At 68.8% G+C, this 26,999-nt stretch carries 30 protein-coding genes and 1 riboswitch; of the genes, 16 read left to right on the top strand and 14 right to left on the bottom strand.

All coding sequences use genetic code 11. The features are described from left to right. The first annotated feature begins 14 nt into the window (after positions 1–14). The 4 genes from JL108_RS07720 to JL108_RS07705 all read left to right on the top strand — a co-directional run bounded on the left by JL108_RS07720 (position 15) and on the right by JL108_RS07705 (position 3,682). On the top strand, positions 15–1,064 hold the full coding sequence (locus JL108_RS07720) for an NAD(P)-binding domain-containing protein (RefSeq protein ID WP_205197742.1): 1,050 nt from the start codon (positions 15–17) through the stop codon (positions 1,062–1,064). Then, on the top strand, positions 1,061–1,837 hold the full coding sequence (locus JL108_RS07715) for an inositol monophosphatase family protein (RefSeq protein WP_205197741.1): 777 nt from the start codon (positions 1,061–1,063) through the stop codon (positions 1,835–1,837). Before JL108_RS07720 ends, JL108_RS07715 begins: the two co-directional genes overlap by 4 nt. Before the next feature lie 35 nt (positions 1,838–1,872). Next, on the top strand, positions 1,873–2,901 hold the full coding sequence (locus JL108_RS07710) for an iron-siderophore ABC transporter substrate-binding protein (protein ID WP_205197740.1): 1,029 nt from the start codon (positions 1,873–1,875) through the stop codon (positions 2,899–2,901). 244 nt (positions 2,902–3,145) lie between these two features. Next, positions 3,146–3,682: a PadR family transcriptional regulator gene (locus JL108_RS07705; protein ID WP_205197739.1), complete on the top strand. Its 537-nt coding sequence runs from the start codon at positions 3,146–3,148 to the stop codon at positions 3,680–3,682. Here the strand turns inward: JL108_RS07705 and JL108_RS07700 are convergent. Beyond that, positions 3,658–3,897: an SCO4848 family membrane protein gene (locus JL108_RS07700; RefSeq protein ID WP_143913946.1), complete on the bottom strand. Its 240-nt coding sequence runs from the start codon at positions 3,895–3,897 to the stop codon at positions 3,658–3,660. The two genes, JL108_RS07705 and JL108_RS07700, sit on opposite strands and share 25 nt — an antisense overlap. Positions 3,898–3,944: 47 nt before the next feature. Between JL108_RS07700 and JL108_RS07695 the strand changes: the two genes are divergently transcribed. Beyond that, the gene (locus JL108_RS07695; RefSeq protein WP_143913947.1) at positions 3,945–4,355 is read left to right on the top strand and encodes a nuclear transport factor 2 family protein; all 411 of its coding nucleotides are present in this window, start codon (positions 3,945–3,947) and stop codon (positions 4,353–4,355) included. Further along, positions 4,352–6,370 carry an NADPH-dependent 2,4-dienoyl-CoA reductase gene (locus JL108_RS07690; protein WP_205197738.1) on the top strand — a complete coding sequence of 673 codons (2,019 nt, stop codon included), beginning with the start codon at positions 4,352–4,354 and terminating at the stop codon, positions 6,368–6,370. Before JL108_RS07695 ends, JL108_RS07690 begins: the two co-directional genes overlap by 4 nt. 9 nt (positions 6,371–6,379) lie before the next feature. Here the strand turns inward: JL108_RS07690 and JL108_RS07685 are convergent, their stop codons facing one another. The 3 genes from JL108_RS07685 to JL108_RS07675 all read right to left on the bottom strand — a co-directional run bounded on the left by JL108_RS07685 (position 6,380) and on the right by JL108_RS07675 (position 9,777). Then, positions 6,380–7,924, bottom strand: a complete 1,545-nt coding sequence (locus JL108_RS07685; RefSeq protein WP_205197737.1) for a sigma-70 family RNA polymerase sigma factor — start codon at positions 7,922–7,924, stop codon at positions 6,380–6,382. Between the two features lie 95 nt (positions 7,925–8,019). Continuing rightward, positions 8,020–9,540 carry a sigma-70 family RNA polymerase sigma factor gene (locus JL108_RS07680; RefSeq protein ID WP_205197736.1) on the bottom strand — a complete coding sequence of 507 codons (1,521 nt, stop codon included), beginning with the start codon at positions 9,538–9,540 and terminating at the stop codon, positions 8,020–8,022. An 81-nt stretch (positions 9,541–9,621) separates the two neighbouring features. Next, on the bottom strand, positions 9,622–9,777 hold the full coding sequence (locus tag JL108_RS07675; RefSeq protein ID WP_185973139.1) for a DUF6131 family protein: 156 nt from the start codon (positions 9,775–9,777) through the stop codon (positions 9,622–9,624). Between the two features lie 120 nt (positions 9,778–9,897). Between JL108_RS07675 and JL108_RS07670 the strand changes: the two genes are divergently transcribed. Then, positions 9,898–10,422, top strand: coding sequence for a DUF1697 domain-containing protein (locus JL108_RS07670; RefSeq protein WP_205197735.1), 525 nt, complete (start codon positions 9,898–9,900; stop codon positions 10,420–10,422). Next, positions 10,419–11,222 (top strand): NAD-dependent protein deacetylase, encoded by an 804-nt coding sequence (locus JL108_RS07665; protein WP_205197734.1) that lies wholly within the window; start codon positions 10,419–10,421, stop codon positions 11,220–11,222. The genes JL108_RS07670 and JL108_RS07665 overlap by 4 nt, the downstream gene beginning before the upstream one ends. Before the next feature lie 137 nt (positions 11,223–11,359). Here the strand turns inward: JL108_RS07665 and serA are convergent, their stop codons facing one another. The 3 genes from serA to JL108_RS07650 all read right to left on the bottom strand — a co-directional run bounded on the left by serA (position 11,360) and on the right by JL108_RS07650 (position 14,456). Next, complete coding sequence (gene serA, locus JL108_RS07660; protein WP_240190795.1) at positions 11,360–12,604, bottom strand: phosphoglycerate dehydrogenase; 1,245 nt, start codon at positions 12,602–12,604, stop codon at positions 11,360–11,362. 50 nt (positions 12,605–12,654) lie between these two features. Then, a riboswitch (ZMP/ZTP riboswitch) is annotated at positions 12,655–12,743 on the bottom strand. Between the two features lie 85 nt (positions 12,744–12,828). Further along, positions 12,829–13,830, bottom strand: coding sequence for a hypothetical protein (locus JL108_RS07655; RefSeq protein WP_205197733.1), 1,002 nt, complete (start codon positions 13,828–13,830; stop codon positions 12,829–12,831). A gap of 206 nt (positions 13,831–14,036) precedes the next feature. Further along, the gene (locus JL108_RS07650) at positions 14,037–14,456 is read right to left on the bottom strand and encodes a PaaI family thioesterase (protein ID WP_205197732.1); all 420 of its coding nucleotides are present in this window, start codon (positions 14,454–14,456) and stop codon (positions 14,037–14,039) included. Between the two features lie 77 nt (positions 14,457–14,533). On the opposite strand from JL108_RS07650, the gene JL108_RS07645 reads away from it, so the two are divergent. Continuing rightward, positions 14,534–14,851, top strand: a complete 318-nt coding sequence (locus JL108_RS07645; protein WP_205197731.1) for a YbaY family lipoprotein — start codon at positions 14,534–14,536, stop codon at positions 14,849–14,851. A 21-nt stretch (positions 14,852–14,872) separates the two neighbouring features. Continuing rightward, positions 14,873–16,813, top strand: a complete 1,941-nt coding sequence (locus tag JL108_RS07640) for an ABC transporter ATP-binding protein (protein ID WP_205197730.1) — start codon at positions 14,873–14,875, stop codon at positions 16,811–16,813. On the opposite strand, the gene JL108_RS07635 is transcribed toward JL108_RS07640, so the two are convergent. After that, positions 16,808–17,305: a GNAT family N-acetyltransferase gene (locus JL108_RS07635; protein WP_205197729.1), complete on the bottom strand. Its 498-nt coding sequence runs from the start codon at positions 17,303–17,305 to the stop codon at positions 16,808–16,810. The two genes, JL108_RS07640 and JL108_RS07635, sit on opposite strands and share 6 nt — an antisense overlap. A 1-nt stretch (position 17,306) precedes the next feature. Further along, the gene (locus JL108_RS07630; protein WP_205197728.1) at positions 17,307–17,789 is read right to left on the bottom strand and encodes a hypothetical protein; all 483 of its coding nucleotides are present in this window, start codon (positions 17,787–17,789) and stop codon (positions 17,307–17,309) included. A gap of 107 nt (positions 17,790–17,896) precedes the next feature. On the opposite strand from JL108_RS07630, the gene JL108_RS07625 reads away from it, so the two are divergent. Continuing rightward, positions 17,897–19,168, top strand: coding sequence for a hemolysin family protein (locus tag JL108_RS07625; protein ID WP_205197727.1), 1,272 nt, complete (start codon positions 17,897–17,899; stop codon positions 19,166–19,168). A gap of 92 nt (positions 19,169–19,260) precedes the next feature. On the opposite strand, the gene JL108_RS07620 is transcribed toward JL108_RS07625, so the two are convergent. Then, positions 19,261–20,709, bottom strand: a complete 1,449-nt coding sequence (locus tag JL108_RS07620; RefSeq protein ID WP_205197726.1) for an NAD-dependent succinate-semialdehyde dehydrogenase — start codon at positions 20,707–20,709, stop codon at positions 19,261–19,263. Positions 20,710–20,804: 95 nt separating this feature from the next. On the opposite strand from JL108_RS07620, the gene JL108_RS07615 reads away from it, so the two are divergent. Together JL108_RS07615 and JL108_RS07610 are read left to right on the top strand one after the other, a co-directional pair. Beyond that, a complete protein-coding gene (locus tag JL108_RS07615) occupies positions 20,805–21,071 on the top strand; it encodes a helix-turn-helix transcriptional regulator (RefSeq protein WP_205197725.1) in 267 nt (88 codons plus the stop codon). 68 nt (positions 21,072–21,139) lie between these two features. After that, positions 21,140–21,766 carry an SRPBCC family protein gene (locus tag JL108_RS07610; protein WP_205197724.1) on the top strand — a complete coding sequence of 209 codons (627 nt, stop codon included), beginning with the start codon at positions 21,140–21,142 and terminating at the stop codon, positions 21,764–21,766. Between the two features lie 19 nt (positions 21,767–21,785). On the opposite strand, the gene JL108_RS07605 is transcribed toward JL108_RS07610, so the two are convergent. Next, positions 21,786–22,466, bottom strand: coding sequence for a DedA family protein (locus JL108_RS07605; RefSeq protein ID WP_246065176.1), 681 nt, complete (start codon positions 22,464–22,466; stop codon positions 21,786–21,788). Between the two features lie 94 nt (positions 22,467–22,560). Between JL108_RS07605 and JL108_RS07600 the strand changes: the two genes are divergently transcribed. Both JL108_RS07600 and JL108_RS07595 read left to right on the top strand, forming a co-directional pair. Then, positions 22,561–23,082 (top strand): helix-turn-helix transcriptional regulator, encoded by a 522-nt coding sequence (locus tag JL108_RS07600; RefSeq protein ID WP_205197722.1) that lies wholly within the window; start codon positions 22,561–22,563, stop codon positions 23,080–23,082. Then, positions 23,079–24,293 carry an MFS transporter gene (locus JL108_RS07595; RefSeq protein WP_205197721.1) on the top strand — a complete coding sequence of 405 codons (1,215 nt, stop codon included), beginning with the start codon at positions 23,079–23,081 and terminating at the stop codon, positions 24,291–24,293. Before JL108_RS07600 ends, JL108_RS07595 begins: the two co-directional genes overlap by 4 nt. On the opposite strand, the gene JL108_RS07590 is transcribed toward JL108_RS07595, so the two are convergent. After that, complete coding sequence (locus tag JL108_RS07590; protein ID WP_205197720.1) at positions 24,266–24,748, bottom strand: tetratricopeptide repeat protein; 483 nt, start codon at positions 24,746–24,748, stop codon at positions 24,266–24,268. The two genes, JL108_RS07595 and JL108_RS07590, sit on opposite strands and share 28 nt — an antisense overlap. A 127-nt stretch (positions 24,749–24,875) precedes the next feature. Here JL108_RS07590 and JL108_RS07585 point away from each other — a divergent pair, with 127 nt between their 5' ends. Continuing rightward, positions 24,876–26,378, top strand: coding sequence for a multicopper oxidase family protein (locus tag JL108_RS07585; protein ID WP_205197719.1), 1,503 nt, complete (start codon positions 24,876–24,878; stop codon positions 26,376–26,378). 6 nt (positions 26,379–26,384) lie between these two features. Here JL108_RS07585 and JL108_RS07580 read toward each other — a convergent pair whose 3' ends face one another. Both JL108_RS07580 and JL108_RS07575 read right to left on the bottom strand, forming a co-directional pair. Continuing rightward, positions 26,385–26,558 (bottom strand): hypothetical protein, encoded by a 174-nt coding sequence (locus tag JL108_RS07580; protein ID WP_185973142.1) that lies wholly within the window; start codon positions 26,556–26,558, stop codon positions 26,385–26,387. 163 nt (positions 26,559–26,721) lie between these two features. After that, positions 26,722–26,999: IS30 family transposase (locus JL108_RS07575; protein ID WP_205197718.1), on the bottom strand; the 278-nt coding region annotated here is incomplete at its 5' end.

Raw genomic sequence — 26,999 nt, 5'->3', positions numbered from 1 at the left:
GTGTTGATCTCGGTGTGGAGACGTACGAGTCGATCGTGATCGGCGCCGGTCAGGCGGGGTTGTCGACGTCGTACCATCTGCGGCGGCGAGGCGTGGAGCACCTCGTCCTCGACGCGAACGCCGAGCCCGGCGGGGCATGGCAGCATCGCTGGCCCGCGCTCACCATGAGTGACGTGCATGGCATCGCCGATCTTCCCGGCATGCGGCGCCTCCCCGATGACGGTGACGATCAGGCCCGCGATGCCGTGCCCCGCTATTTCGCCGAATACGAGCGCCGGTTCGAGCTCCCCGTCCTGCGGCCGGTCGATGTGGACGCGGTGACCGAGGAGGACGGCCTGCTCGTCGTCCACGCCGGCGACCGGCGATGGCGCACCCGGACCATCGCCAATGCCACCGGCACCTGGACACATCCCTTCGTGCCCTACTACTCGGGGATCGAGACCTTCGCGGGACGTCAGCTGCATACCGTCGACTTCACCCGACCAGAGGACTTCGCGGGGCAGCGGGTGCTCGTCGTCGGCGGCGGGCAGTCCGCTGTGCAGTTCCTCGGGCTGCTGCGGCCGGTCACCGACACCTTGTGGGTCACCCGCCGTGAGCCGCAGTGGCGGACCGAACCGTTCACGGTCGAGGCCGGGCGGGCGGCCGTCGCGCTCGTCGAGGAACGGGTCCGCGCGGGCCTGCCACCGGACAGCGTCGCCGAAGTCACCGGCCTGATGCTGCGGTCGCAGGAGGAGGAAGCGCAACGTCTCGGGGCGTTCGAGCGGCACCCGATGTTCAGCCGGATCGAGCCCGACGGCGTGCGCTGGGACGACGGGTCCTTCGAGCCGGTCGATGTCATCTTGTGGGCCACCGGATTCCGGCACGCACTCGACCACCTGGCTCCCTTACGGCTGAAGGGCCCCGAAGGCGGTATCCGCATCGACGGATCGTCCACCACTCCCACGAATGTGGCCGACGATCCCCGGATCCAGTTGGTCGGCTACGGGCCGAGTGCCAGCACGATCGGCGCGAACCGGGCCGGTCGCGTGGCAGCGCGTGGCGTGCTGCGTAGTCTCGGCAGATGACCCTCGACCACGATGCCGTCCTGGCCACCGCCCTGGACCTCGCGCGCGGCGGCGGGGAGCTGGCCCGCCGGTTCGCGGCCGAAGGCGTCGAGGTGGAGGCGAAGGACGGGATCGATCTGGTCACCCGCACCGACCGTGATGTCGAGCGCCGGATGGTGCACCATCTACTCGCACGGTATCCGGACCACGCGATCCTGGGCGCGGAGTCGGGCCATCACGGACCAGAGGACGCGCGAGTTCAGTGGCTCCTCGACCCGCTCGACGGCACGCACAACTACGCGATGGGACTCGATGTCTACGGCGTGTGCCTGACCGTGCTGCTGGACGGTCGAGCCGAGGTGGCCGTGGTCCATGACTCGCCGTCCGGTCGCTCCACCAGCGCCATCCGCGGGCGGGGAGCCTGGCAGGAGGGACGCCGACTCGCGGTGCGCGATGCCGGACCGCTGGCCCATGCCACCGTGTCATGGATCCAGGGCTACGGGATCGACCTCGACGATCCGGCCCGGCGTGCTGCCTTCGACCCTGTGGAACGATCGGTGAAGCGGGTGCTGCGCACCTGGGCCCCCTCACGCGACTGGGCGCTGCTCGCCGAGGGCGGCACCGATGCCGTCGTCGCCTTCCGCAACGAGCCGTGGGACCTGGAGGGTGGCGCGCTCATCGCCCGCGAGGCCGGGGCCGCCGAGCTGCGCACCGACGAGCTGGTCATCGTCGGCGTACCGCCGATCGTCGATGAGCTGGGCGGGATCCTGGATGCCGACGGCATCGACCTATAGGTTAGCCTACCCTCACCGCTTTCACTGGAGGTTACATGCGTCTCGTCAGCCGACCACTGGTCGCCATTCTCGCCGGCTCCACCCTCGCACTCGGCGCCTGCGGCAGCACCGACACATCGGGCGCAGGCGACGGTGCTGAAGATGGCTTCCCCGTCACCGTGACACACGCTCTCGGGGAGACCGTCATCGACAGCAAGCCGGAACGGGTCGTCGCCGTCGGGAGCGCCGCGAATGCCGAGGTGGCACTGGCCCTGGATATCGTCCCCGTCGCCATGCCCCGCACCGACTACGGCGACGAAGACGGCGACGGCGTCCTCCCCTGGGTGACCGAACGACTCGATGACATCGACGCTGACACGCCCATCCTCTTCGACGAGACCGAGGGCATCGACTTCGAGAGCGTCTCAGAGACCGAACCTGATGTGATCCTCGCCGCCACGTCGGGGCTGACCCCGGAGGACTACGAAACGCTCAGCAAGATCGCGCCGGTGGTGGCCTATCCGGACCTTCCCTGGACGGCCTCGTGGCGGGAGACCATCACCATGAACAGCGAGGCCCTCGGCAAGGCCGAGGAAGGGCAGGAGCTGATCGCCGATCTGACCGAGCGGATCGAGAGCTCGGCCGCCGAGTACCCCGAACTCGACGGTGTCAGCGCGGCTTTCATCAACATCAGCGTGGATGATCTCAGCACTGTTCTCGTGGCGGCATCGGCGGACGCCCGTGCTAGCTACCTCGCCGACATCGGCCTCACGACACCGACAGTGGTCGAGCAGAACTCCAAGGACGCTGAGGCTTTCCGCTTCTCGATCAGCGCGGAAGAGATCGACGCTTTCGACGATACGGACATCGTCCTCGGCTACAGCGGTGAGGGAACGAGCCTGCTCGACACCCTTCGCTCGAATCCGCTCTTGAGCCGGATGTCAGCTGCGGAACGCGGCTCGGTCGCCGAAATCGTCGACGGCAGCCCACTTGCCGCGGCCGTGAGCCCCAGCGCGCTCGGCATCCCCTGGTCCATCGATGAGCTTCTGGACCGACTGGCGACGGCAGCACGTCAACTCCCGTAGCTCTCATCTCAGCCGCCACAGCCACGAGCCATGCGAGGAGGCAGCCGAGGGGCACGAGGAGATGTGCTTTCGCGGTTGCCATAGCCACCAGAAAGTCACACCCTTCCCGATGACGGGACGGAGGATGTGACTCGGCGGGTGCTGGGGCAACCGCGAAGTCACATCCTCCGTTCTCAGCTGACGACGAGCGCGGGTCCGCTGGAAGCGCTTGCCATGCAACTAGTTGCATGGTTAAGGTGCTCGCATGGCCCTCGAACACGCGATCCTGGTGTCGCTTCGCGAACAGTCGGCGACCGGCTACGACCTCGCGCGGCGCTTCGACGCCTCGATCGGCTACTTCTGGCGCGCGAGCCACCAGCAGATCTACCGGACCCTGACGCGGATGGCCGGCGACGGCTGGGTCGAGGGCGCCACCGAGCACCGTGACGGGGCCACCGACCGCACCACCTACGCCATCACGACCGCGGGACGGGCCGAGCTCGAACGCTTCTCGGCCACACCGTCACCACGCGAACCCCTGCGCAGCGACTTCGCCGTCAAGCTGCGCGGACTCCTCGACACCGAGGCCGCCATCGCCGACGCGCAGGCTCGTCGCGCCGACCACCAGGCCCGCCTCGACACCTACGAGGCCAGCGCCAAGCGGTACTACCCCGACCCGTCCGCGCTCAGCGAGGACGACCGCGGACCCTACCTGGCGCTACGCGGCGGCATCCTGCTCGAACAGGCCGGGATCGCGTGGTGCGATGAGATCCTGAGTCAGCTCGACCGGAGCGAGCGATGAGCCCTGATACCGATCACCAGCACGATCACACCGAAGGTCATCGCCGTCGCGATCAGCACCGCATGCACCCAGAAGAATCCGGTCGGCGCACTACTCCACGTCTCGCCCGTCCACGCTCGATCGTCGGCCACGATCGCCTTCGCGAAGCGCGGCCAGATCACGATATTGAACACGCCGGCCGCCACCAGCAGCCAGGCACTCGCTCTTCCGATCACCTCCCCAGTGTGACAACGCACCACCACCGCCTCGAAAGGACCGCACCATGAAGGCATTCCGTGAGCTCGTCGAAGCCCAGATCGCCACTGGCGAGATGAGCGGCGTCGAGGAGCTGCTCGCCGACGATGTCGTCTTCCGCAGCCCCGTCGCCTTCAAGCCCTACCCCGGCAAGGCGATCACGGCAGCCATCCTGCAGGGCGTCAGCCGGGTCTTCTCCGACTTCCGCTACGTCAACGAGATCGAGGACGGCCGGCACAGCGCCCTCGTCTTCGAGACGAAGGTCGGCGACACCTCGGTCCACGGCTGTGACTTCATCACGACGAACGACGACGGTCTCATCACCGAGTTCACCGTGATGGTGCGTCCGCTCTCCGCCGCCAACGCCCTCGCCGAGGCCATGGGTGCGCAGTTCGACCGCATCCAGGCCGAGGCCGTCGCGATGGAGGAGACCCGATGACCCGCTACCCGCACCTGCTCGAGCCCCTCGACCTCGGACACACCACGCTGCGCAATCGCGTCGTGATGGGCTCGATGCACACAGGCCTCGAGGACCGCGCCAAGCACCTGCCCGAGCTGGCCGCCTTCTTCGCCGCACGCGCCGAGGGCGGCGTCGCGCTGTCGATCACCGGCGGCTTCGCGCCCAACCGGCGCGGCTGGCTGCTGCCCTTCGGCTCGGAGATGGTCAGCCGTCGCCACGCCGACCGGCACCGCGTCGTCACCGATGCCGTGCACGAGCACGACGGCAAGATCGCGTTGCAGATCCTGCACGCCGGACGTTACGGCTACTCGCCGATCAAGAAGGGCGTCTCGTCGATCAAGAGCCCGATCACCCCCTTCAAGGTCTCGCCCATGAGCACGCGCGAGGTCGACCGCACCGTGACGGACTTCGCCCGGTCGGCCCAGCTGGCCAAGCGCGCCGGGTACGACGGCGTCGAGATCATGGGCTCCGAGGGTTACCTCATCAACCAGTTCCTCGCCGCGCGCACCAATGACCGCACCGACGCCTGGGGCGGCAACGCGGCGGCACGCATGCGCTTCCCGATCGAGGTGGTGCGCCGCACCCGCGAGCTGGTCGGCGACGACTTCATCGTGCAGTACCGGATCAGCCTGCTCGATCTGGTCGACGACGCCCAGTCCTGGGAGGAGACCATCGAGCTCGCACTGGCTCTCCAGGACGCCGGAGTCAGTCTCCTCAACACCGGTATCGGCTGGCACGAGGCCCGCATCCCGACCATCGTCACGTCCGTGCCGCGAGCGGCCTTCGCCTGGGTGACCGGCAAGCTCAAGGCCGCGGTCGACGTCCCGGTGATCGCCTCCAACCGGATCAACGACCCGACCGTCGCCGAGGAGATCATCGCCTCCGGACAGGCCGATCTGGTCTCGATGGCCCGGCCGCTGCTCGCCGACCCGGACTTCGTCGTCAAGGCCGCGGCGGACCGCGCCGACGAGATCAACACCTGCATCGCCTGCAACCAGGCCTGCCTCGACCACACCTTCTCCAACAAGCGCGCGAGCTGCCTGGTCAACCCGCGCGCCTGCCACGAGACCACGCTCGTCCTCACTCCCACCCGCACCGTCAAACGGGTCGCGGTCGTCGGCGCGGGACCGGCAGGCCTCGCCGCGGCGACCGAGCTGGCGGACCGCGGTCACGAGGTAGAACTCTTCGAGGCCGAGGACGCGATCGGCGGACAGTTCCGCATCGCCATGGCGATCCCCGGCAAGGAGGAGTTCGCCGAGACCCTCCGCTACTACACGGTCAAGCTGGAGAAGACCGGTGTGAAGGTCCACCTGAACCGCCGCGCCACCGTCACCGATCTCGCCGACTTCGACGAGGTCGTCATCGCGACCGGTGTCGAGCCGCGCATTCCCGACCTGCCGGGGGTCGACCACGCCAAGGTCCTGACCTATCAGCAGGTGGTCCGCGAGGGCGCCACCGTCGGCGATCGGGTCGCGGTGATGGGCGCCGGTGGTATCGGCTTCGATGTCTGCGAGTTCCTGCTCCACGACCCCGACGAGAGCCTCGACCACTGGAACGAGCGATGGGGCGTCGTCGACCCCGACGTCGAGCGCGGCGGTCTCGGCACCAAGACCCTCGCACCGCCCCGTCGCCAGGTCACCCTGCTGCAACGCAAGACCACGTCGCTCGGCAAGGGCCTCGGCAAGACGACCGGCTGGGTGCACCGCACCACCCTGCGCGACTCGGGTGTGGAGATGGTGCGCGGGGCGAGCTACGACCGTATCGACGACGACGGCCTGCACATCACCGTCGGCGACGACGACGCCCGACAGCAGCGGGTGCTCGATGTCGACACGATCGTGCTGTGCACGGGACAGGAGTCCGTGCGCGAGCTGGTCGATCCCCTGGAGACGGCCGGCGCGACGGTGCATGTCATCGGGGGAGCCGACGTGGCGGCCGAACTCGACGCCAAGCGGGCCATCAAGCAGGCGACCGAACTGGCCGCGCGGATCTGAGCCGGGAGGTCAGGCGGCGTCCGCCTCGGCGGGCGGAGGCTCCGGGGCGCACTCGACGGGCGGGTTGCCGAGCACCGCTCCGATGAGGAAATCGCGCCCGACCTCGACGGATTCGCGCACTACCGTGCGTGACCCGTCCGCCTCGATCCGATACCCGGTCCGGTGTCGGACGGTGATCGTCTCCTCCACCACGGCACGCATCGTGCGTTCGCGCAACGAGCCGTCGCACATCACCTCCCAGCGATCCTCCTCATCCATCACCAGATCGATCACATGCCGGTTGACGGTGATCTCGTCGTACTCCCGTTCCCACACGACCTGACCTGGCCGAGCTGTCTGCGGCCCGCCCGCCACCTCGCGATCATCGGTCCGCGTCGTCTCCGTCTCACGCCGGACATCGCGAGCCCGGTAGACGTCCTCGGTCCCGCCGGTGAATCGATCGCCCACCTGGGGCGGCGTATCGGTCCAGTCCGGCAGCTCGGCCGGACCCGAGGGCGCAGAAGGATCGGGGTCCGGAGTCTCGGGCGTCGGCGGCGCCACGGAAGCGGCAGTGCCGTCCATCTCCTCGGCTGCGGTCGAGGGGGCGGGATCCCTGATCTCCGCCACCTGCGGCAACGGCTCACCGAGCTGTCCGTCCATGGCCGGCGGTGTCTCAGCGCGGGCCTCGGGCAGGGCAGCAGGCCCCGCGCCGAGCACTCCACCGGCGATCACACCCGCGGTCACGACGCCGATCAGCGGCAGCGTCACCAGTCCGGCGAAGCTCGCGGCCACGCCGCCGGAGGCCGCGAGTCCCAGTCCACCGAGGCCCACACCGGCCGCGGGCATCAGCCAGGAGTCGAGCTGCTGATCGAGGCGGACCAGTTCGGCTCGAACCTCCCGGCAGGCCGGGCACTCCCGCAGATGGCGCCTCACCCGCTCGCTCTGACGGCGGCTGCTCGTCCCACGCACGTCCTCGGGCAGCAGACCCAGCGCCACGCGGCACCCAGGCGCAGCATCATCGATGGGACGGAGGCACTCGGTCAGGTAGGCCGTTCGCAAACCTCGTCGCGCGCGGTAGGCCACAGCGGAGACGCGAGCGGCGGAAACACCCTCCGTCCGCGCGACCTCGCCGACCGCGCGTCCTTCGACCTCGATCTGCCACAGGACACGCCGCCACCGTGACGGCAGCGAACGGTAGGCGCGGGTCACGGTGGTCGACTCGAACCACGGCCCGGCATGATCGGGGACCGGCGCGAGACGTTCGGCCAGCTCTTCCTCCCCGCGGGTACGGGCGGCCTGCCGGTGACGGTCGATCGCCTTGTTCACGACGACCCGGCGCACATAGGCGCGCACGTCGGTCGTCGGCCCTCTTCCGTCGCGCAACTGCAGGTAGATCGCGAAGAAGGCCTCGGCGACGATGTCGTCCTCGTCGCCGAAAGCATGCTCGCGAGCCACCTGCTCGGCGAATCCCCGGTAGCGCTCGAAGAGCACGCGGAACGCCTCGGCATCGCCGGCGCGCACCGCCTCGGCGAGCGCGTCATCGTCCCACGACATCCCCGTCGTGTCCCCTCCCACGGATCCAGCGTGCCATGGCCGAGAGTGCCCGTCACTGGCTCACTCTGACGATCAACGCCCCCTCCTGACCGACCACCGCCGCTGCCGACGGTGTCTCAGGCGACTCCCTCGGAGGCCTCCTCAGGATCCGTCACAGCACACTCCACGACCGGATTGCCGGGCAGCATTCTCACCCCGGACCACCGATCGATCTCCTCGGACTCGCTCACCGGGGTGCGGGTTCCATCGACCTCGATCCGATACCCCTCGCGGTGTCGGATCGTGATGAACTCCTCCAGATACCCGACGGCCTGCCGTTCGCGAACCGAACCATCGCAGACGTCCTCCCACCGCTCGACCTCGTCCTCCACCACCAGAACGACCATGGTGCGCTCGACGGCCACCTCGTCGTATTCGCGCTCCCACACCGTGGAACCGCCGGGTGCGTCGGCCTGCGGCGCAAGCTCCCGCTCCTCGCCTCGCTCGGTCTCAGTGGTGTGCTCGACACGCTCCACCACCATGACGTCCCGGCCTCCGATCAGGACCCGATCGCCCACGCTCGGCGGACGCTCAGTCCAATCGGGCTCATCCAACCGCTCCGTCTCATCGACCGGTACCGCCTCGGCATCGGGACTCGGGGCCGGTGCGGGCACCCTCTGCTCGGGAGCAGAGCCGTCCGGCCCCGCCACGGCGGGTCGCCGGGACTCGCTGAGAGCCGCCGGGGGCGTGTCGTGATTCGTCCCGCGGGAGACGTCCGGGCTCCGCTCGGCGCTGCCGGCGAGGAGTCCACCCGCGACGATCACCGCCGTCACGGCACCGACCAAGGGGAGCGTCACGAACCCCACGAACCCCGCCGACACACCGCCGGCCACCGCCAGACCCACACCACCGGCACCCGCCCCCGCGGCTGCCGGGAACAGCCAGCCATCCAGCTGCTGATCGAGACGGACGAGCTCGGCACGGGCCTCCTGACACTGCCCGCACTCGCGCAGGTGACGCTCGATCCGCTCACGCTGTCGCCGGGTGGCGACTCCACGCACGTCATCGGGCAGCAGCCGCCGCATGTCCCGGCATCCGGGCTCCTGGGTCACTCCCAGGCACTCGGTCAGATAAGCCACCCGCAGCCCCCGCCGAGCGCGGTAAGCCACGGCCGAGAGGCGCGCCGCCGACACACCCTCGACGTGGGCGACCTCGCCCACCGCGCGACCTTCGACCTCGACCTGCCACAGCACGCGCCGCCACCGGTCGGGCAACGATCGGTAAGCCCGCGCGATCGTCCTCGACTCGAACCAGGGATCAGCGGGGTCCGGCTCGGGATCACGGCGGTCGTCGACATCGTCATCGGCCGACACCCGGCCGGCCCGGCGATGCCGGTCGATCGACTCGTTCACCACGACCCGTCGCAGGTACGCACCGACGTCATCGGTGGGGCCGCCACCCGCCCGCAGCCGCACGTACACGGCGAGGAAGGCCTCGGCGACGACATCGCCCACGTCCGCGGCAGGCACGAGGGATCGCGCCACCTGCTCGGCACGAGGACGATGCCGTGCGTACAGCGTGCTGAACGCCTCCCCATCGCCGGCACGTACCGCATCGGTCAGCGCGCCGTCCTCAGGCGACTCAACCTCTCCGGTCACCGCACCAGGATCACATACAGGTGATAGACGCGGCGAGGGGCGGTGACCGGTCTCCCGGCACCGCCCCTCGTAGCCCTGTCGTCAGAACCAGTGTTTGCGTCCGCCGACAGCCCGCCCGGTGGCACCGAGGATCCAGAGGATGACCCCGACGACCAGGAGGATGCCGCCGATCGTGTACAGGATCGGGACGTTCAGGACAGCACCCAGGATGGCCAGAATGGCTCCGAGGATGATCATGTGGCGTACTCCTTCATCGGGTCACGACGGTTCCCGTCGCTCGGACCACGCTAGTGATTGCTGAGCAATCCGCATTCCGAGTGAAGTGGCGGCCCATGTGACCTCGTCCATACTGGTCACGTGGCTGAGATCGTGGTGCTGCTGCGCGCCGTCAACGTCGGCGGCGCGAAACTGCCGATGGCCCGGCTGCGGGAGATCGCCGCCGAGCTCGGTGCCTCGGACATCTCCACCCACATCGCCTCGGGCAATCTGCTCTGCACGCCCGGTGGCGGAGTCGCCGAATTCGCACGGGGGCTGGAGCGACGCATCGCCGACGAGTTCGGCTTCTCCCGCGAGGCGATCGTGCGAACCCCCGCCGAGCTGACGGCTGCGCTCGACGCCTACCCCTTCGACCCCGCGGACGAACGCCGCGCCCACATCCACTTCCTCTACTCCGACCCGACCGGTGACGCCGAGTTCACGCCCGCTCAACTCGGCGACGATGAAGCCCGGTTGATCGGCCGCGACCTGCACCTACGATTCGGCGCCGGTGCCGGACAGACCAAGCTCACGACCGCCGTGCTCCAGCGCGCGCTCGGCGCCCCCGGAACGGCACGCAACCTGCGCACCGTCCGTGCACTCATCGAAAAGGCCCAAGGCACATGAGCGCGGGCTGGGAATCGCGTCGGTGGCTCGTGCTCACCGGTGCCGGGGTGTCGACCGACTCCGGCATCCCGGACTATCGCGGTCCCGATGCCCCGCCGCGTACTCCCATGACCTATCAGGAGTTCATCGGCTCGGCGTCGGCTCGGCAGCGGTACTGGGCTCGCGCCCACATCGGCTGGACACACATGCGCGCCGCCGAGCCGAATTCGACCCACCACGACCTCGCCCTCCGCCAGCGCGACGGCCAGCTGCTCGGCCTCATCACCCAGAATGTGGACGGCCTGCACCAGCGGGCAGGCTCGATCGGGACCATCGACCTGCACGGGCGCCTGGACCGGGTGCTCTGTCTCGACTGCGGCGAGACGACCCTCCGCGACCAGCTGCACCGCCGGCTGCACGACACCAACCCCGGATGGACCACACGCACGGTCGAGGTGGCTCCCGACGGCGATGTCGTCATCGACGACACCGGTTCCTTCGTGGTGACACCCTGCCTCCGCTGCGGTGGCCGGCTCAAACCCGATGTGGTGTTCTTCGGCGAGACCGTGCCCAGGACACGAGTACAGCGGTGTTTCGATCTCGTCGAGCGGGCGCGCGAGGAGGACGCGGTGCTGCTCGTGCTCGGATCCTCGTTGCAGGTGATGAGCGGCCTGCGCTTCGTCAAACGCGCGGCGAAGGAAGGGGTCGACATCGTCATCGTGAACCGGGGGCCGACGAGGGGCGACGACCTCGCCGCCCTCAAGCTCGACGCCGGCGTCGCCGAGACACTCACCGCGCTGCCCCATCGCCTCAACGCCTGACCCCGGCCGGCGGCGGTACGCCATCAACCCTTCGAGCCTGGCCGCGGTATCTGGTCAACCTCATAGCCACCGCGTGAGGTTGACCAGATACCGCCGGCAACAACGAGAAGGGTGAGGGGCTACCTCCCCCGTGGGGTTCAGGACAGCTGGCGCAGGCGGATGGTCTCGGGCAGCTCGGCCAGGGCGGTCAGCACGTCGGGCTTGACCTCCGAGGAGACATCGGTGACGACATAGCCCAGCTCGCCGCGGGTGGCCAACTGCTGGCCCTCGATGTTGACGCCGTGATCCCCGAGGATCGCATTGATCGAGGCGAGCACGCCCGGAGCGTTGCTGTGCACATGCGCGAGGCGATGCTTGTCCGGATCGGTCGGCGGGTTGAGCTCGGGGAAGGTGACGCTCAACGAGGTGGACCCGAAGGCCGCGTACGAGCGCAGCTTGGACGCCACGAAACGGCCGATGTCCTGCTGCGCCTCCTCGGTGGAGCCACCGACGTGCGGCGTGAGGATCACATTCGGCAGGCCACGCAGGTCGCTCTCGAAGGGATCGCCCTGGCGCTTGGGCTCGACGGGGAAGACATCGATCGCAGCACCGGCGATGTGACCGGACTCGATGTGCTGGCGCAGTGCGGCGGTGTCGACCGCGATCCCCCGCGACAGATTGAGGAACAGCGAGCGCGGCTTCATCCGGCGCATCTCTGCGTCACCGAACAGGCCGGCATTGCCGGGGCGGCCGTCGACGTGCAGCGTGACGACATCGGCGGTCTCGAGCAGCTCCTCCAGCGTCGAGCAGCGCTTGGCGTTGCCGAGGGCGAGCTTGTCGTCGATATCGTAGAAGATCACCGAGAGGCCGAGCGCCTCCGCGATCACCGAGAGCTGGCTGCCGATATTGCCGTAGCCGACGATGCCGAGCGTGCGGCCGCGGATCTCGTGGCTGCCGGCGGCCGACTTGTTCCACACGCCGGCATGCATCGCCGTGGACTTCTCGTGCAGGCGGCGCGCGAGGGAGATGATCTCGGCGATCGCCAGCTCGACGACGCTGCGCGTGTTGGAGTACGGCGCGTTGAAGACCGCGACGCCGTGCCGGCTGGCCGAGGCGAGGTCGATCTGATTGGTCCCGATGCAGAAGGCGCCGATCGCCATCAGCTCGGGAGCGTTCTGCAGCACCCGGTCAGTGATGTAGGTCGTGGAGCGGATGCCCAGCAGGTGCACCCCCTGGATCGCCTCGATCAGCTCGTCCTCGCCGAGGGCGCGGTCGAGGGTCTCGACCTGGTAGCCCTTGCCGCGCAGGAAGTCGGCTCCGTCGGCGTGGATGTTCTCCAGGAGCAGGACGCGCACATCGGCGTCATCCAAGGTGCGGAGCGGTTCGGTGGCCGCAGCGTTCATCGTCATCATCGTCATTTCAGTCATGCCTCCGGTCAGCAGTCAACGGGCTGACGCGGGGCCCAGGCGAACGGTCCCGGTGTCGAACAGTCTCGTCGCTCCCTGGTGGTCACCCACCTCAACGCCAGTCGCGACCAGACGGCTCCCATGGTACTGGTGCCACCGACCGCGTCACCCGCATGCTCACCTTCCGGACGATCCTCGGCGGTGGCGGTACCTCATCAACGTCACCCCGCCACCGGCGGTAACTGGTCAACGTTACCGAGGCTCGATTCGGTTGACGATGTACCGCTACGGCGGACGACCCGGGACAGACGCCGACCGAGATCGCGCCATCGACCGGTGAACACCGGAGCCGGTCCCTCATAGCCGTGACGGCACATGGCGCGATAGACGGCGACCACTCCGGCCACGGGCGAGGTCTCCCGCGTCAGCTGCACATAGTCGATCCCGAGGCGACGCAGATCGGCATACCGTTGAAGATCGACGAGGTACTGCCGGCGGTCCTGCTGATGATGGCCGCCTTCGTACTCGGCCACGGTGTGCCAGCGCAGGAAGCCCAGGTCGCTGATGGCGACCAATGCGCCCGCCGCATCGTGGATCGAGACATTGACCTCGGGTTCCGGCAGTCCCGCGGCCACGAAACGCAGCCGCCAGCTGGTCTCCTCGGGCGATCGGGAGTCGGCGCGCAGGTGCCGGGCGATCCATCTGGCCTCACGCGAGCCCGCGCGCCATCGCTCCGCCGATGCCGTCTCGACCAGGCCCTGGACCGACATCGATCCTCGTGCGACGAGCCAGTCCCCCGCTCGCGCGGCCTCGAGCACCGTCGCCTCGGCACAGTAGGCGATGAACGCGGCCGTCGGACTGACGCCGAGCGCTCCTGTCGCGGGCATGGCATCGGTGCGATGCAGGAAGACGCCGTCCAGGTGGGCGTGATGGTCGCGGGCGATCACGAAGTGGAGCGGGAACCATGCCGAGCCATCGTCGTAGCCGAGAAGACGAAGGAGGGTGGCGCCGGTCGGCTGCGCGTCCTCGGGGAGTGCCGCGCTCGCGGCGCCCACCCACGCCTCGTGGCCGGGCTGCCACCCCGCCCAGGCCCAGACCCCGGGGAAGAGCCGTCGCCAGCAGGCGCTCTGCAGTTGACGGTCAGACAAGCCGTGCCGGCGCGCGTGGTCGCGGGTGAAGTGGCCCTGCCGGAGGGCGTCGGGAACATGGGGTCGTCGAGGCATGTCACGAGACGATCACAGCGAAGCGCCCCGGACGACCCTTCTCTCGACTTCTGTGGACGGCCGCGGTCGGCCCCTCACGCTGTGGAAAGGTAGGCCAGCAACCGAATCAGCCCTCGATAGCGTTGACCAGCTACCGCCACTCGCGAGGTGAGGTTGAAGGCCTACCGCCACCTCGCACGTAGCGTTGACCAGCTACCGCCACCGGATCAGGAGGCGGTGAAGGCGGCGAGGGCCTCGGGCGGGATCTCCTGGTCGAGATTGGCGAGGCGCACCTGGCCCTGGGCGATGAGCCGGCTATCGCCGTCGACCGAGTCCAGATGCCACAGCTGCTGCGAGCGGCCGCGGTGGATCGGCGTCGCCGTGGTGGTGATCGTGTCGCCGACCTTGGCTTGACGCAGGAAGTCGGTCGAGTTGTTGGTGCCGACGACGACGCCCTTCGTCCCGAGCCACACCTGGCCGGCGATGCTGGCGGTCGACTCGTGGACGGCACAGTAGATGCCCCCGTGCGGGATGCCGAAGGGCTGGAGGTGCCGTTCGGTGATCGTGAAGCGCACGACGACCTTGTCAGGTCCGACCTCCAGGTGCTCGACACCGAGCACCCCGTCCAATCCGGGGATCTCACTCATGAGGGCGACTCTAACCGGCCGCCTCCGCGCCGAGTACGGAACGGCGGCTGTCACACCCGGCGACTAGTCTCAAGAGCATGGATGACGTGCTGGAGATCACCGGATCGGTCACACTCGACGAGGTGGAGGCCTTCCGCCCCGGGTCGATCCTCAGTGTCAAGCTCGTGGATCCCGAGGGGGAGGTCCTCGCCGCCACCGCCTCCGTGATCGATGAGCTTCCCGCCACCTTCGCTCTGCACGCCGATCCCGCCCAGGTGGCACGGCCCGATCGCCTGTTCCTGTGGGCGCTCCTCCGCGACGGCGACACGGGGTGGGGCACCCTCGAGCTCGCCCGCGTCACCGACGACCACCCGGCGATCGTGTTGTCCCGGGTCCCGTCCGGCGGCGCGCAGTGACCGCATGAGCCGGGGCGCCGCATGAGGCCGGGTCCCAGCACACAAGCCACGCACCTCGATCCGGCGGAGGTCCGCAGCGTCGAGGCCGGTCCCGTCCTCGGGCGCATCGCCCGGGTCCTGCGTCCCTACCGAGCGCAGATCGGTGCCGTCGCCGCGCTGGTGGTCATCGCGGCGATCCTCACCTCGATCGTTCCCTTCCTCACCCGGGCGGTCTTCGACAACGCGCTGTTCCCGGGCGACGGGTCGGGCCCGCACCTGTCCCTGCTGGGCTGGCTCGTCGCGGCCATGTGCGCACTCCCGCTGCTGACCGCCCTGCTCGGCATCGCGCAGAACTGGCTGACCTCCACCATCGGCAACTCGGCCATGGCCGATCTGCGCGGCGACCTGTTCGCGCATCTGCAGAAGATGGAGCTGGCCTTCTTCACCGCCACCAAGACGGGGGCCATCCAGTCCCGGCTCGCCAACGACGTCGCCGGCGTCCGCACGGTGCTCACCGACACTGCCACCTCGATCCTGCAGAACTCGGTGACCGTCGCCGCCGCGTTCATCTCGATGGTCATCCTGTCGTGGGAACTGACCCTGCTGACGCTCATCCTCATGCCGTTGTTCGTCTGGCTGCAGCTCAAGGTCGGACGGCGCCGCCAGCAGCTCGCGCGCAAGACGCAGGAGTCGCTCTCGGAGATGACGGCCATCACCGAGGAGGCCCTCAGCGTCTCGGGCATCCTGCTGTCCAAGGTCTTCGATCGCGGCGATGCCGAGGTGGAGCGGTACCGGGAGGCCAATCGCCAGCAGACGCGGCTGCAGGTGCAGCAGGCGATGACCGGTCGCGCGTTCTTCGCCACCGTGCAGACCTTCTTCGCCATCACTCCGGCGCTGCTCTATCTCGCGGCGGGTTTCATGATCGCCGGCGGCACCGGGGGTCTCACCGCCGGGACCCTCGTCGCCTTCACCACCGTCCAGGCGCGGTTGCAGATGCCGCTGCTGTCCCTCATGCGCGTGACCCTGGACGTGCAGACCTCGCTCGCGCTGTTCCGGCGGATCTTCGAGTACCTCGACCTGCGCCCGGCGATCATCGACCGCGACGATGCTCACCCGTTGGAGCACGTCGAGGGCCGCGTGGAGTTCCGCGACGTGTGGTTCCGCTACCCCGAGGCCCGCCAGCTCTCCGGTGATCGTGGCGGGGATCGCTTCGGCGACAGCGGGGTGCGGATCGAGCACGAGGACGATGCCGAGGACCGCTGGGCCCTCGCTGGCGTCTCCTTCACCGTGGAGCCCGGCCAACTCGCGGCGATCGTCGGTCCGTCGGGATCGGGCAAGACCACCATGACCTATCTTCTCCCCCGCTTCTACGACGTGACCGAGGGCGCCGTGCTGATCGACGGCCAGGACGTCCGCGAGGTCACCCAGGCCTCCCTGGGCGGCACGGTGGGCATGGTGACCCAGGAGCCGTACCTCTTCCACGGCACGATCCGCGACAACATCGCCTACGCCCGCCCGGGCGCCACGGCGGAGCAGATCGAGCAGGCGGCCCGCGATGCCAACATCCACGCTCGGATCATGTCCTTCCCCGAGGGTTACGAGACCATCACCGGCGAGCGCGGCTACCGGCTCTCCGGTGGCGAGAAGCAGCGGCTGGCGATCGCCCGGGTGCTGCTGATGGACCCTAAGATCCTCATCCTCGACGAGGCCACCTCCGCGCTGGACACCGAGACCGAACGACTCGTCCAGGAGGCCCTCGACCGCGCCACCCACCAGCGCACGACCATCGCCATAGCGCACCGGCTCTCCACGATCCAGAACGCCGATGTCATCTACGGGCTGCAGGACGGCCGGCTGGTGGAGCGCGGGACCCATGCGGAGCTGCTCGAATCCGAGGGGCTGTACGCACGGCTGTATCGCGAGCAGTTCACCCACGTACGACGTCGGGAGCCGGACGACCGCCGCGCCGACATCCCGTTATGAGCCGACCCAGAAGCGCTGCTCGCCCTCGTGGTTCAGCCCCTCCTCGGCGACACCGCCGTTCGCGATGACGACCCGCCGCGACCACTCGTTGTCCGGCGCGACGGTGAGCAGGACGCGGTCGACCCCGAGCGAACGGGCGACGACGAGGCCCTGGGCGAGCATGCGCGTCGCATGCCCCTGGCGCTGCCACGGTTGGACCACGTGATAGCCGATGTGACCACCGCCCTCGTCCTCGGTGAGCCGGTGACGCACGACGAGGCTGCCGAGATAGTGCTCGCCGGACACGAACCAGAACAGCGTCGACGGAACTCCCCATCGTTCGCGCACCCCGACGCGATCGGCCACGAAGGCCTCGAAGTCGGTGCTCGCAGCGGCCAGCCAGGAGGTGTCGGCTCCGCGTGACCGCATGTCGGCCTGCTCACCGGTCAGATAGGACACCCGGACGGCCGTCGTGGGCTCGACCAGTCGCGGCGTCTCGGACAAGGAGATCACGTCACCCTCCGGTCCCCGCGCCGGCGAAGTGCGCCGCGAGCCGGCGGTGCCGGTGCCGGAAGAGGAAGGGCACGATCGTGCGCGGCACACGAGCCGGCACGGGAAGCCGCGGCTCGATCGTCAGCTCATCGGTGACGAGCGTCCGTCTCTCACCGACCCTCGCGAGCTGGCGACGGTGTTCCCATACGCGTGCCACCAGCATCGACGAGCGCTCGTGGAATCCGTGCGGCGGATCGAGCTCGGCGATCGTCAGGTCGTCATAGTCGATGGGCACGATCCCGCCGAGCCGGAGCCACGCCTTGCCCAGCGGGACCCCCACCGGCACGGTCGCCACGGTCGCATCGCGGTGATCGCGGGGCATCCCCATCGAGAGGATCGGCGCGAGCTCGTCGTTGATGCCCGCCGGAGACGTCACCCGTTCCCACACCTGCTCGAGGGGAGCGTTCACGGTGACCGCGAGCCGCACGACGATGCGTTGAGCCATGGACCGACGCTACCGCGCCCGTGACGCTTGCGGGAGCCGGTCGAGTCGCGTTCGATAAGGACATGAAGCCTCGAAGTCCCCGTCCATCCCTCGAGAGTCGGTGAGGGATGGATCTCGGAACCCTCGCCAATGTCGGCTTGGTCGCGCTCTTCATCCTCATCGGCGGTGTCTTCGCCGGCACCGAGATCGCCTTCGTCTCCCTGCGTGAGAGCCAGATCGACCAGCTCGATCGCCGTGGTGGACGGGGCGCACGCGTCGCCGCGGTCGCGCGCGACCCGAACCGCTTTCTCGCGGCAGTGCAGATCGGCGTCACCGTCGCCGGGTTCTTCTCCGCCGCCTACGGTGCGTCGACCATCGCCCCGGATGTTGCCCCCTATCTGGAGGATCTCGGCCTCTCCGCCGGGGTATCCGGCAGTGTCGCGCTCATCGCCCTCACCCTGCTCATCGCCTATCTGTCGCTGGTCTTCGGCGAGCTGGTCCCCAAGCGGTTCGCGTTGCAGAAGTCGACCGGTCTCGCACTGATCACGGGACCGCCGCTGGATCGCTTCGCGCGGCTCATGCGACCGGTCATCTGGCTGCTCTCGATCTCGACCAATGCGGTGGTCCGGCTGCTCGGCGGCGATCCGCGAGCCACCAACGAGGAGATGACCGAGGAGGAGCTGCGGGAGCTCGTCATCACGCACGAGGGGCTGCCCGATGACGAGCGCCGCATCCTGCACGACGTGTTCAGCGCCGCCGATCGCTCCGTCGCGGAGGTGATGCAGCCCCGCCCCGATGTCGCCTTCCTGTCCCGCGACTCCACCCTCGACGAGACGGTCGCCACGATCGCCGAGCAGCCGTACTCGCGCTATCCGGTGACCGGCGAGGACTTCGACGACGTCATCGGCTTCGTGCACGTCCGCGACCTGTTCGCCGCCCAGCAGCGGCCGGGGGCCGAGGAGGTGCTGATCGGCGATCTCGTGCGCGAGATCGTGGTCGTCCCGGCCACCAATCCGCTGCTGCCCACCATGTCGATGATGCGTCAGAGCCGCGTGCACATCGCGGTCGTCATCGACGAGTACGGCGGCACCGACGGCATCGTCACCCTGGAGGATCTCGTCGAGGAGCTGGTCGGCGAGATCGAGGACGAGCACGACGACGAGGACGCCGATATCGAGGGCGATCGCACCGTCGAGGGCGCGCTCAATATCGAGGACTTCGCCGACGAGACCGGAGTCGAGCTCCCCGACAGCGGCGACTACGAGACGGTCGCCGGCTACGTGCTCGTGCAGCTGGGACGCGCCGCCGAGGTGGGTGACACGGTGACGGCCGGCGAGCACGTCATCGAGGTCGTCGAAGTGGACGGGCACCGCATCGCCCGTGTCCGCGTCACCCGCTGACCACGACGCTACCGCTCGACTTTTGCCGGGCTATGGCCCCTGAGAGTGGGTCAGAAGGGCCATAACCCGGCAAAAGCTGGACCCGGAGGGTCCTAGAGGGCGAGGCCGACGTACTTGGTCTCGAGGTACTCCTCGATGCCCTCGTCGCCGCCCTCGCGACCGAAGCCCGAGGCCTTCATACCGCCGAAGGGCGCGGCGGGATTCGACACGACCCCCTGGTTCACACCGACCATCCCGGTCTCCAGGCGCTCCGAGACGAGCATCGCGCGGGAGAGGTTCTCGGTGAACAGATAGGACACGAGACCGTACTCGGTGTCATTGGCCATCGCGACGGCCTCGTCATCGTCGGTGAAGGTGAAGATCGGCGCCACCGGGCCGAAGATCTCCTCCGACCAGATCTTGGTCTCGCGCGTCAGCTCGGCAAGCACGGTCGGCGGGTAGAACCAGCCCGCGCCGCCGGGGACCTCGCCGCCGGTCAGCACCTGGGCGCCCTTGGTCTTGGCGTCCTCGACCAGCTCGGAGACCTTGTCGCGCTGCTTCTCCTCCACGAGGGGCCCGACGTCGATCGAGTCTCCGGTGCCGTCGCCCACCGAGAGCGAGGACATGCGCTCGGCGAGACGGCGGCCGAACTCGTCGGCGACCGACTCGTGGACCAGGAACCGGTTGGCCGCGGTGCATGCCTCGCCGATATTGCGCATCTTGGCGAGCATGGCGCCGTCGACGGCCTTGTCGAGGTCGGCGTCCTCGAAGACGAGGAAGGGGGCATTGCCGCCGAGCTCCATCGAGACCCGCAGGACTCCCTCGGCGCTCTGCTCGATGAGCGACCGGCCGACCTCGGTGGACCCGGTGAAGGTGAGCTTGCGCAGCCGAGGATCTCGGATGATGGGCTCCATCACCTGTCCGGTGCTTGACGTGGTGACGACATTGAGCACCCCTCCGGGCAGCCCGGCCTCCTCCAGCACAGAGGCGAGCCAGAGCATCGTCAGCGGCGTCAGGCTCGCGGGCTTGACGACCATCGTGCATCCGGCCGCGATCGCCGGACCGATCTTGCGGGTGCCCATCGCGAGGGGGAAGTTCCAGGGGGTGATCATCAGGCACGGGCCCACCGGCTGCTTCATGGTGAGCAGCCGGGTGGCGCCGTTGGGGGCGACCGAGTAGCGGCCGGCGATCCGCACCGACTCCTCGGCGAACCACCGGAAGAACTCGGCCCCGTAGGCGATCTCGGCGCGGCTCTCCTTCAGCGGCTTGCCCATCTCCAGGGTCATCAGCAGAGCGAGCTCCTCGGTGCGCTCGGTGATGAGCTCGAAGGCCTTGCGGAGGATCTCGCCGCGATCACGGGGTGCGGTGGCGGCCCAGTCGGCCTGCGCGGCGACCGCGGCGTCGAGTGCCGCGCGCCCGTCGGCGACCGAGGCATCGGCGACGCGGGTGAGCGCGTCGCCGGTCGCGGGATTCTCGACCGCGAGGGTGGCACCGTTCTCGGCGTCGCGCCACGTGCCGCCGATGTAGAGCTGGGTGGGAGTCGTGGGCAGCGAAGCAGTCATATTCGCCACTGTAGGACCTTCCCGGGGGTGGGCGCAGCGCACTCCGCAGAACATCATTCTTGACTTATATAACTGATGACTGATCTACTGTCGATGTGCACGCACTCGATATCCTCGGCGACCCGGTCCGCCGCCGGCTGCTGGAACTCCTCGCCGATGGCGAGCGGCCGGCAGGCGAGCTCACCGAGGTCGTCCGAGCCGAGTTCGGCATCACCCAGCCGGCCGTCTCCCGCCACCTGCGCGTGCTGCGGGAGCACGGCTTCGCGACCAGCCGGGCCGAGGGCACCCGCCGCCTCTACGCGGTCGAGGCCGACGCGCTACGGGAGGCCGACGACTGGATCGACCGCTTCCGCCACTTCTGAGGGCCGCGCTTCGCGGCCCTCGAAACCGAGATCGCCCGGGGCAAGCGCGCCCGGCGAGAGGAGTCCTCATGACACCCGACGACCAGATCGACGCCGTCCGGCGCGGCGTCACCGTGACCGAGAGCAGCGATGCGATGCGCACCGTGGTCCAGATCAGCCAGTCCTTCGCTACCACGGTCGAGGACCTCTGGGACGCCTGCACCGACACCGAGCGGCTTCCCCGCTGGTTCGCCCCGGTGTCGGGCGACCTTGAACTCGACGGGCGCTATCAGATCCAGGGCAATGCCAGCGGCACGATCACCGCCTGCGATCCGCCGAACGGCTTCAGCCTCACCTGGGAGTTCGCCGGCGCCATCTCCTGGGTCGAGGTCGCGATCGAGGCCGATGGCGGCGACCGAGCGCGACTCACCCTCACTCACACCGCCGGTGGCGAGGACCGCTCCTTCTGGGACACCTACGGTCCAGGAGCCACCGGCGTCGGCTGGGATCTGTCTTTCCTCGGCCTGGCGATGCACCTGCGAGACGGATCGAGTCCGGCCCAGGACGCAGCGACTGCCGACCCCGCGGCCCTGGCTCCCTTCATGCGGGCCAGCAGCACCCGATGGGCCGATGCCGCCGTTGAGGCGGGCACGAGCGAGGAGCAGGCCCGAGGGGCCGAGCAGCGCACCACGGCCTTCTACCTCGGCGAGTCCTGACGCGTCTGAACCAAGATGTTCAGGCCGGGCGGTCGCGGCGGTTGCGGTAGATCTCCCGGACGCGGACGACCACGAACCAGCACACCACCACGAGCACGGCGAGGATCACGAGCCGCTGGAACCAATCGGCATACGGCTCGATGCGATGCCACTGCTCGCCGAGCGAGTAGCCGGCGACCACGAAGATCGAGTTCCAGATCAGGCTGCCGATCGTCGTCAGAACGAAGAACAGCCAGAACCGCATCCGCTCCACACCGGCGGGCAGCGAGATGAGGCTGCGGAAGATGGGCACCATCCGCCCGAAGAACACCGCCTTGGTGCCGTGCTTGGCGAACCAGCGCTCGGTCATCTCCAGGTCGCTGAGCTTGAGCAGCGGCGTGTGCACGAACACCCAGGCCGTACGTTCCCTCCCGAACATCCGGCCGAGCCAGTACAGCAGGCACGCGCCGATGACCGATCCCGCCGTCGTGGCGAAGAGCGCTCCCGCGAGCGAGAACGTGCCCATGCTGGCGGCGAAACCCGCCATCGGCAGCACGATCTCGCTCGGGATGGGCGGGAAGAGGTTGTCCAGACCGACTGCGATCGCGGCTCCGAAGAGGCCGAGACGATCCATCAGATCGACCATGAAGCCGGCGAGGCCGTCCACATCCTCCACCCCCGGAGTGTTCGAGGACGCCGCCAGCGCAGTGCTCAGATTCACTCGCTGAGCATAGACAGCACGACTGAGAAAGCGATGAAGGGCCGAGCCGAGCCCGCTTATTGCCAACATACTTTTGCAAAGTTATCTTTGTAAAATGCGTGAGCGGCGGATCGAGGACGTAGACACCCTCAAGGCCCTGGCCCATCCGTTGCGATTGGAGGCCCTCGGGGAGCTGCGGGCGCACGGCCCGGCGACGGCGAGCGAACTGGCCCGGGCCCTGGGCGAGTCGAGCGGATCCCTGTCCTATCACCTACGCCAGCTCGCGCGTTACGGCTTCGTCACCGACGACGCCTCTCGCGACAGCCGCGAGCGCCGCTGGCGAGCAGTCCACGAGACCACGTCATTGCTGTCCTCGCTCCGCGATACCGATGAGGGACATGCCGCGATGAACGTCGTCGCCGGAGTCCAACGTTCGCATCTCCTCGCCCAGCTGGAGGCGGCCGAGAGCGACCCCACGGCACTGTTCGATCAATCGGACTACCGGCTGCGGCTCGACCGCGCCGAGCTGGACGACCTCCTGCGCGACCTGCACGAGGTCGTCGGGCGCTACGCCGATCGCGGCGGTGAGCACGAGATGGCACTCCACCTGGTCGCCGTGCGCCCGACTCCGCGATGAGCGTCCGCTCCCGGTTCCTCGTCCTCCTGGCCCTGCGCTGGTCGGCGACCGGGCTCATCATCCCGGTCGCCCTGCTGCTGCCGCTCTCACGGGGTCTGAGCGTCACCGAGGTCGGCGCCGTGACCGCCGCCCAGGGAATCGTCGTCCTGGTGATGGAGGTGCCGAGCGGGGTGCTCACCGACTCGTGGGGGCGGCGGCCGGTCTTCGTGCTCTCGGGTGTCGTCGCGATCATCGCCTACGGCCTCCAACTCGCCGCCCACTCGGTCATCGCCTTCGCCGTCGCCTGGGCCGTCTCCGGGCTCTTCCGCGCCCTCGACAGCGGGCCGCTGGAAGCCTGGTTCGTGGACGCCGAGAACGCCCGCGGTGCAGCCGACAGAGTTCCCAGCTCCCTGGCCTCGGCGGGCGGTGTCATCAGCGGATCGATCGCCGCCGGCTCACTGGCGAGCGCCGGCCTGCTCTGGCTCGCCCCCTGGGCACCCGCCACCACCCTCGCCGTGCCCTATGCCGCGGCGATGGTGCTCGTCACGGCACAGGTACTCACCGCCTGCCTGGTGATGGAACGCGCGCCCCTCACCCGCGCCGCTCCCCCGACAGGCTGGCGGGAGGCCCTCGGCGGCGGCCTGCGACTCGTCGCGGGACCGGCCCTCCGGACGCTGGCGGTCGCGATGCTCTTCGTGGCCGTCGGGGTGAGCGCGCTGGAGCTGCTGATGCCGGTCCGCCTGGACGAGTTCAGTGCGGACCCCGCGACGGCAGGCACCGCGATGGGGGTGGTGACGGCGGTCGCCTGGGGCCTCGGTTCCCTCGGCGCCCTGGTGGCCTCACAAGTGCTGCGACATCGGCGAGCGGCGGCCGTCGCCGTCGTCCTGATCCTCGTCGAGGGCCTCGGACTGGTGACGATGGCACTCGCCACGGGACCGACCGTGCTCATCATCGGCTTCTGGATCGCCTACCTCGTCCACACCGCCTTCGGCGCCGCGTACAACTCGCTCGTACACGCGCGGGTCGACGACGCGCACCGTGGGACGGCCCTGTCCGTCACCTCGATGGCCTTCCTGGGGTCGGCCGCCGGAGCCGGCATCGTCCTCGGCGCGCTGTCGGACGCCATGTCGCCGTCGCTCGCCCTGCTCGTGGGTGGCGCCGCGCTGGTCGCGGCAGCGGCCCTGGTGGGGAGGGGCGGGCAGGCTCAGTCGTCGACGAGGGCGTCGGCGTAGCGCTCGATCGCCGCACCGTACTCCGGCAGCGTCGGTGCAAGGGCGTGCAGCGCCACACGCAGGGCCTCGCCGCCGCGCCCTTGGTCATGCAGGGCGAGCGCGAGAAAAGCGTCACGGGCGCCGCCGACCACCGGCGAAGGCTCCAGCCGGGTGAGCACGCCGACCGCCTCGTCCGTCCGGCCCAGGACCCGCAGCGAGCTCGCCAACTGCACCGATGCTCGTTGCTCCCGTTCGACGTCGAGGCCGCCGGTGAGCGCCTGCCGGTAGAGCGGCACCGCATCGGCGGGTCGGTCGAGGAAGTCGTGCACCGAGGCGAGCTCGTACAACGCGATCGGATCGCCCTCCGGCCGCCGCGCCACCAGCATCTCCATCATCGTGAGGGTGGCTCCTGGGTCGTCTCGCTCAGCCATCGCCCAGAACTCGGTGACCTCGCGCTCCCACCTGTCCACACCCATGAACCCATCGTGGCGCAGCACCTCTGGGCCCGCCACCGAGGAACTGTCTCGGGGTGCGCCCTGAACGGTCCCTGAAATACCCCGTAATCGACTGTCATTCCAGTCTCTCGCCATCGAAGGTGGTGCCATGCGTGCCTCCATGAAGTTTCTCGTCGTCGTCCTCGGCCTGGGCGTGCTCGCGATCGGAGCCTTCGCGGCCTGGATCGCCATCGCCTTCGTTCGAGCCCCTCTCGACACGGTGGGCGACGTCGACTTCGACCGAGCCCTGGCCATTCCCCCGCTGGCCGAATCCCGTGTCGACGGGGACGTCCGCACCTTCGATCTGCGCTTACAGAGCGGCACGAGCGATCTCGGTGCCGATCACCTGACTCCCACCTGGGGAGTCAATGGGGAGCTGCTCGGCCCCACCCTGCGCGCCGAACGAGGCGAGACCGTCGCAATGCGGGTCCGCAACGACCTCCCCGAAACCTCCACACTCCACTGGCACGGCATGCACCTGCCCGCCGAGATGGACGGCGGTCCCCATCAGCTGATCGAACCCGGGAACGTATGGTCGCCGACCTGGACGATCGATCAACCGGCGTCGACCCTCTGGTACCACCCTCATCTGCACGGGGCGACGGCCGACCACGTCTACCGGGGGCTCGCGGGCATGTTCATCATCGACGACCCGCTGGAGGCCGAGCTCGATCTCCCGCGCGACTACGGCGTCGACGACCTTCCGCTCATCGTGCAGGACAAGAACCTCGACGATGACAGCGAACTCGACATGAGCGAGTCCTTCTTCGCGTCGGCGGGGGTGATCGGTGAGACGATCGTCGTCAACGGCACGCCCGGGCCCTACGCCGATGTGACCACCGAGGCGGTCCGGTTGCGTCTGCTCAACGGCGCGAATGCGAGACCCTTCACCTTCACCTTCGCCGATGGGCGGGACTTCGACCTCATCGGCACCGACGGCGGGCTGTTGGAGGCCCCTGTCGCGATGGACGCACTCCAGCTCTCACCGGGCGAACGTGGCGAGATCGTCGTGCGCTTCGAGCCGGGTGAACGCGTCGTGCTGCGCAGCGACCCCAGCGACACCGGCAACGTCTTCGCGGGCGGACAGGACCGCTTGGACATCATCGAGTTCCGGGCGGCCGAGCAGCTCGACCCCTCGCCGAGGGTCCCCGACCAGCTCGCGGAGGTGCCGCGCCTCGACCCGGAGGATGCCTCCGAGGAACGGTCGTTCCGGCTCTCCGACTCCACCATCAACGGCCTCGAGATGGACATGGAACGGGTGGACGAGGTGGTGGAGGCGGGGGCGACCGAGATCTGGACCGTCACCAATACCGACGGCGGATCGCATAACTTCCATGTGCACGACGTGCAGTTCCAGGTGCTCGACATCGACGGTCGCGAGCCCCCGTCCCACCTACGTGGCTGGAAGGACACCGTCTGGCTACGGCAGAGCGAACCGGTCCGGCTCATCATGCGCTTCGGTCACCACACGAGCACCGAGTGGCCGTACATGTTCCACTGCCACACCCTGCGACACGAGGACGACGGCATGATGGGGCAGTTCATGGTCGTCGAGCCCGGCCAGTCACCTGGTCCGATCCCCCATGCCGAGGGACACGAGCATGAGCACTGAGGGCTCTCAGACCAGGGCGGCGATCTCCTCCAGATCGGCGAAGTCACACCAGCGGCACTCGACTCCCAGATGATCGGCGCTGAGGGTGTCGAACAGGGCTCCGCCGCGCTCGCACCACGGGCAGCGCGCGGCCTCACCCGCTGTCTCGAGGATCTCGATCGTCAGCATCGCGTTCGTCATGATGACCTCCTGCTCTCAGGGTAGGAGCGCCCACTGACAGAACCACGATTCGCTCGGCGCGTGTCGCCGCTGACACCAGAATCAACCCCATGTCGTGGTGGCGGGGCGGTGGCTTACGCACCCCTCGATGGTGGCTGGTTCTAGTGGTCGAAGCAACGGGTGGTCAGGCTGCCTGGGTGAGGAGCCTGTTCAGCCGGGTGGCTGGGGTGTCGAGGTCAAGGGTAGGTCGGGGACGTGCGTTCAGGCTGTCCTGGGCGTTGCGGAGGTCCTCGGCGGTGAAGGTCGAGAGGTCGGCACCTTTGGGGAACCAGTGTCGTAGGAGCCGGTTGGTGTTCTCGTTCGATCCGCGTTGCCAGGGTGAGCGGGGATCGCAGAAGTAGACCCGCATGTCCAGAGCGGTCTGGATTCGGGCGTACTCGGCGAGTTCGGAGCCACGGTCCC

Origin of the sequence: Aeromicrobium sp. YIM 150415 (assembly GCF_016918125.1) — a bacterium.
GTDB classification, from domain to species: Bacteria; Actinomycetota; Actinomycetes; order Propionibacteriales; family Nocardioidaceae; genus Aeromicrobium; species Aeromicrobium piscarium.
This window is presented reverse-complemented; position numbering and strand designations above follow the sequence as displayed.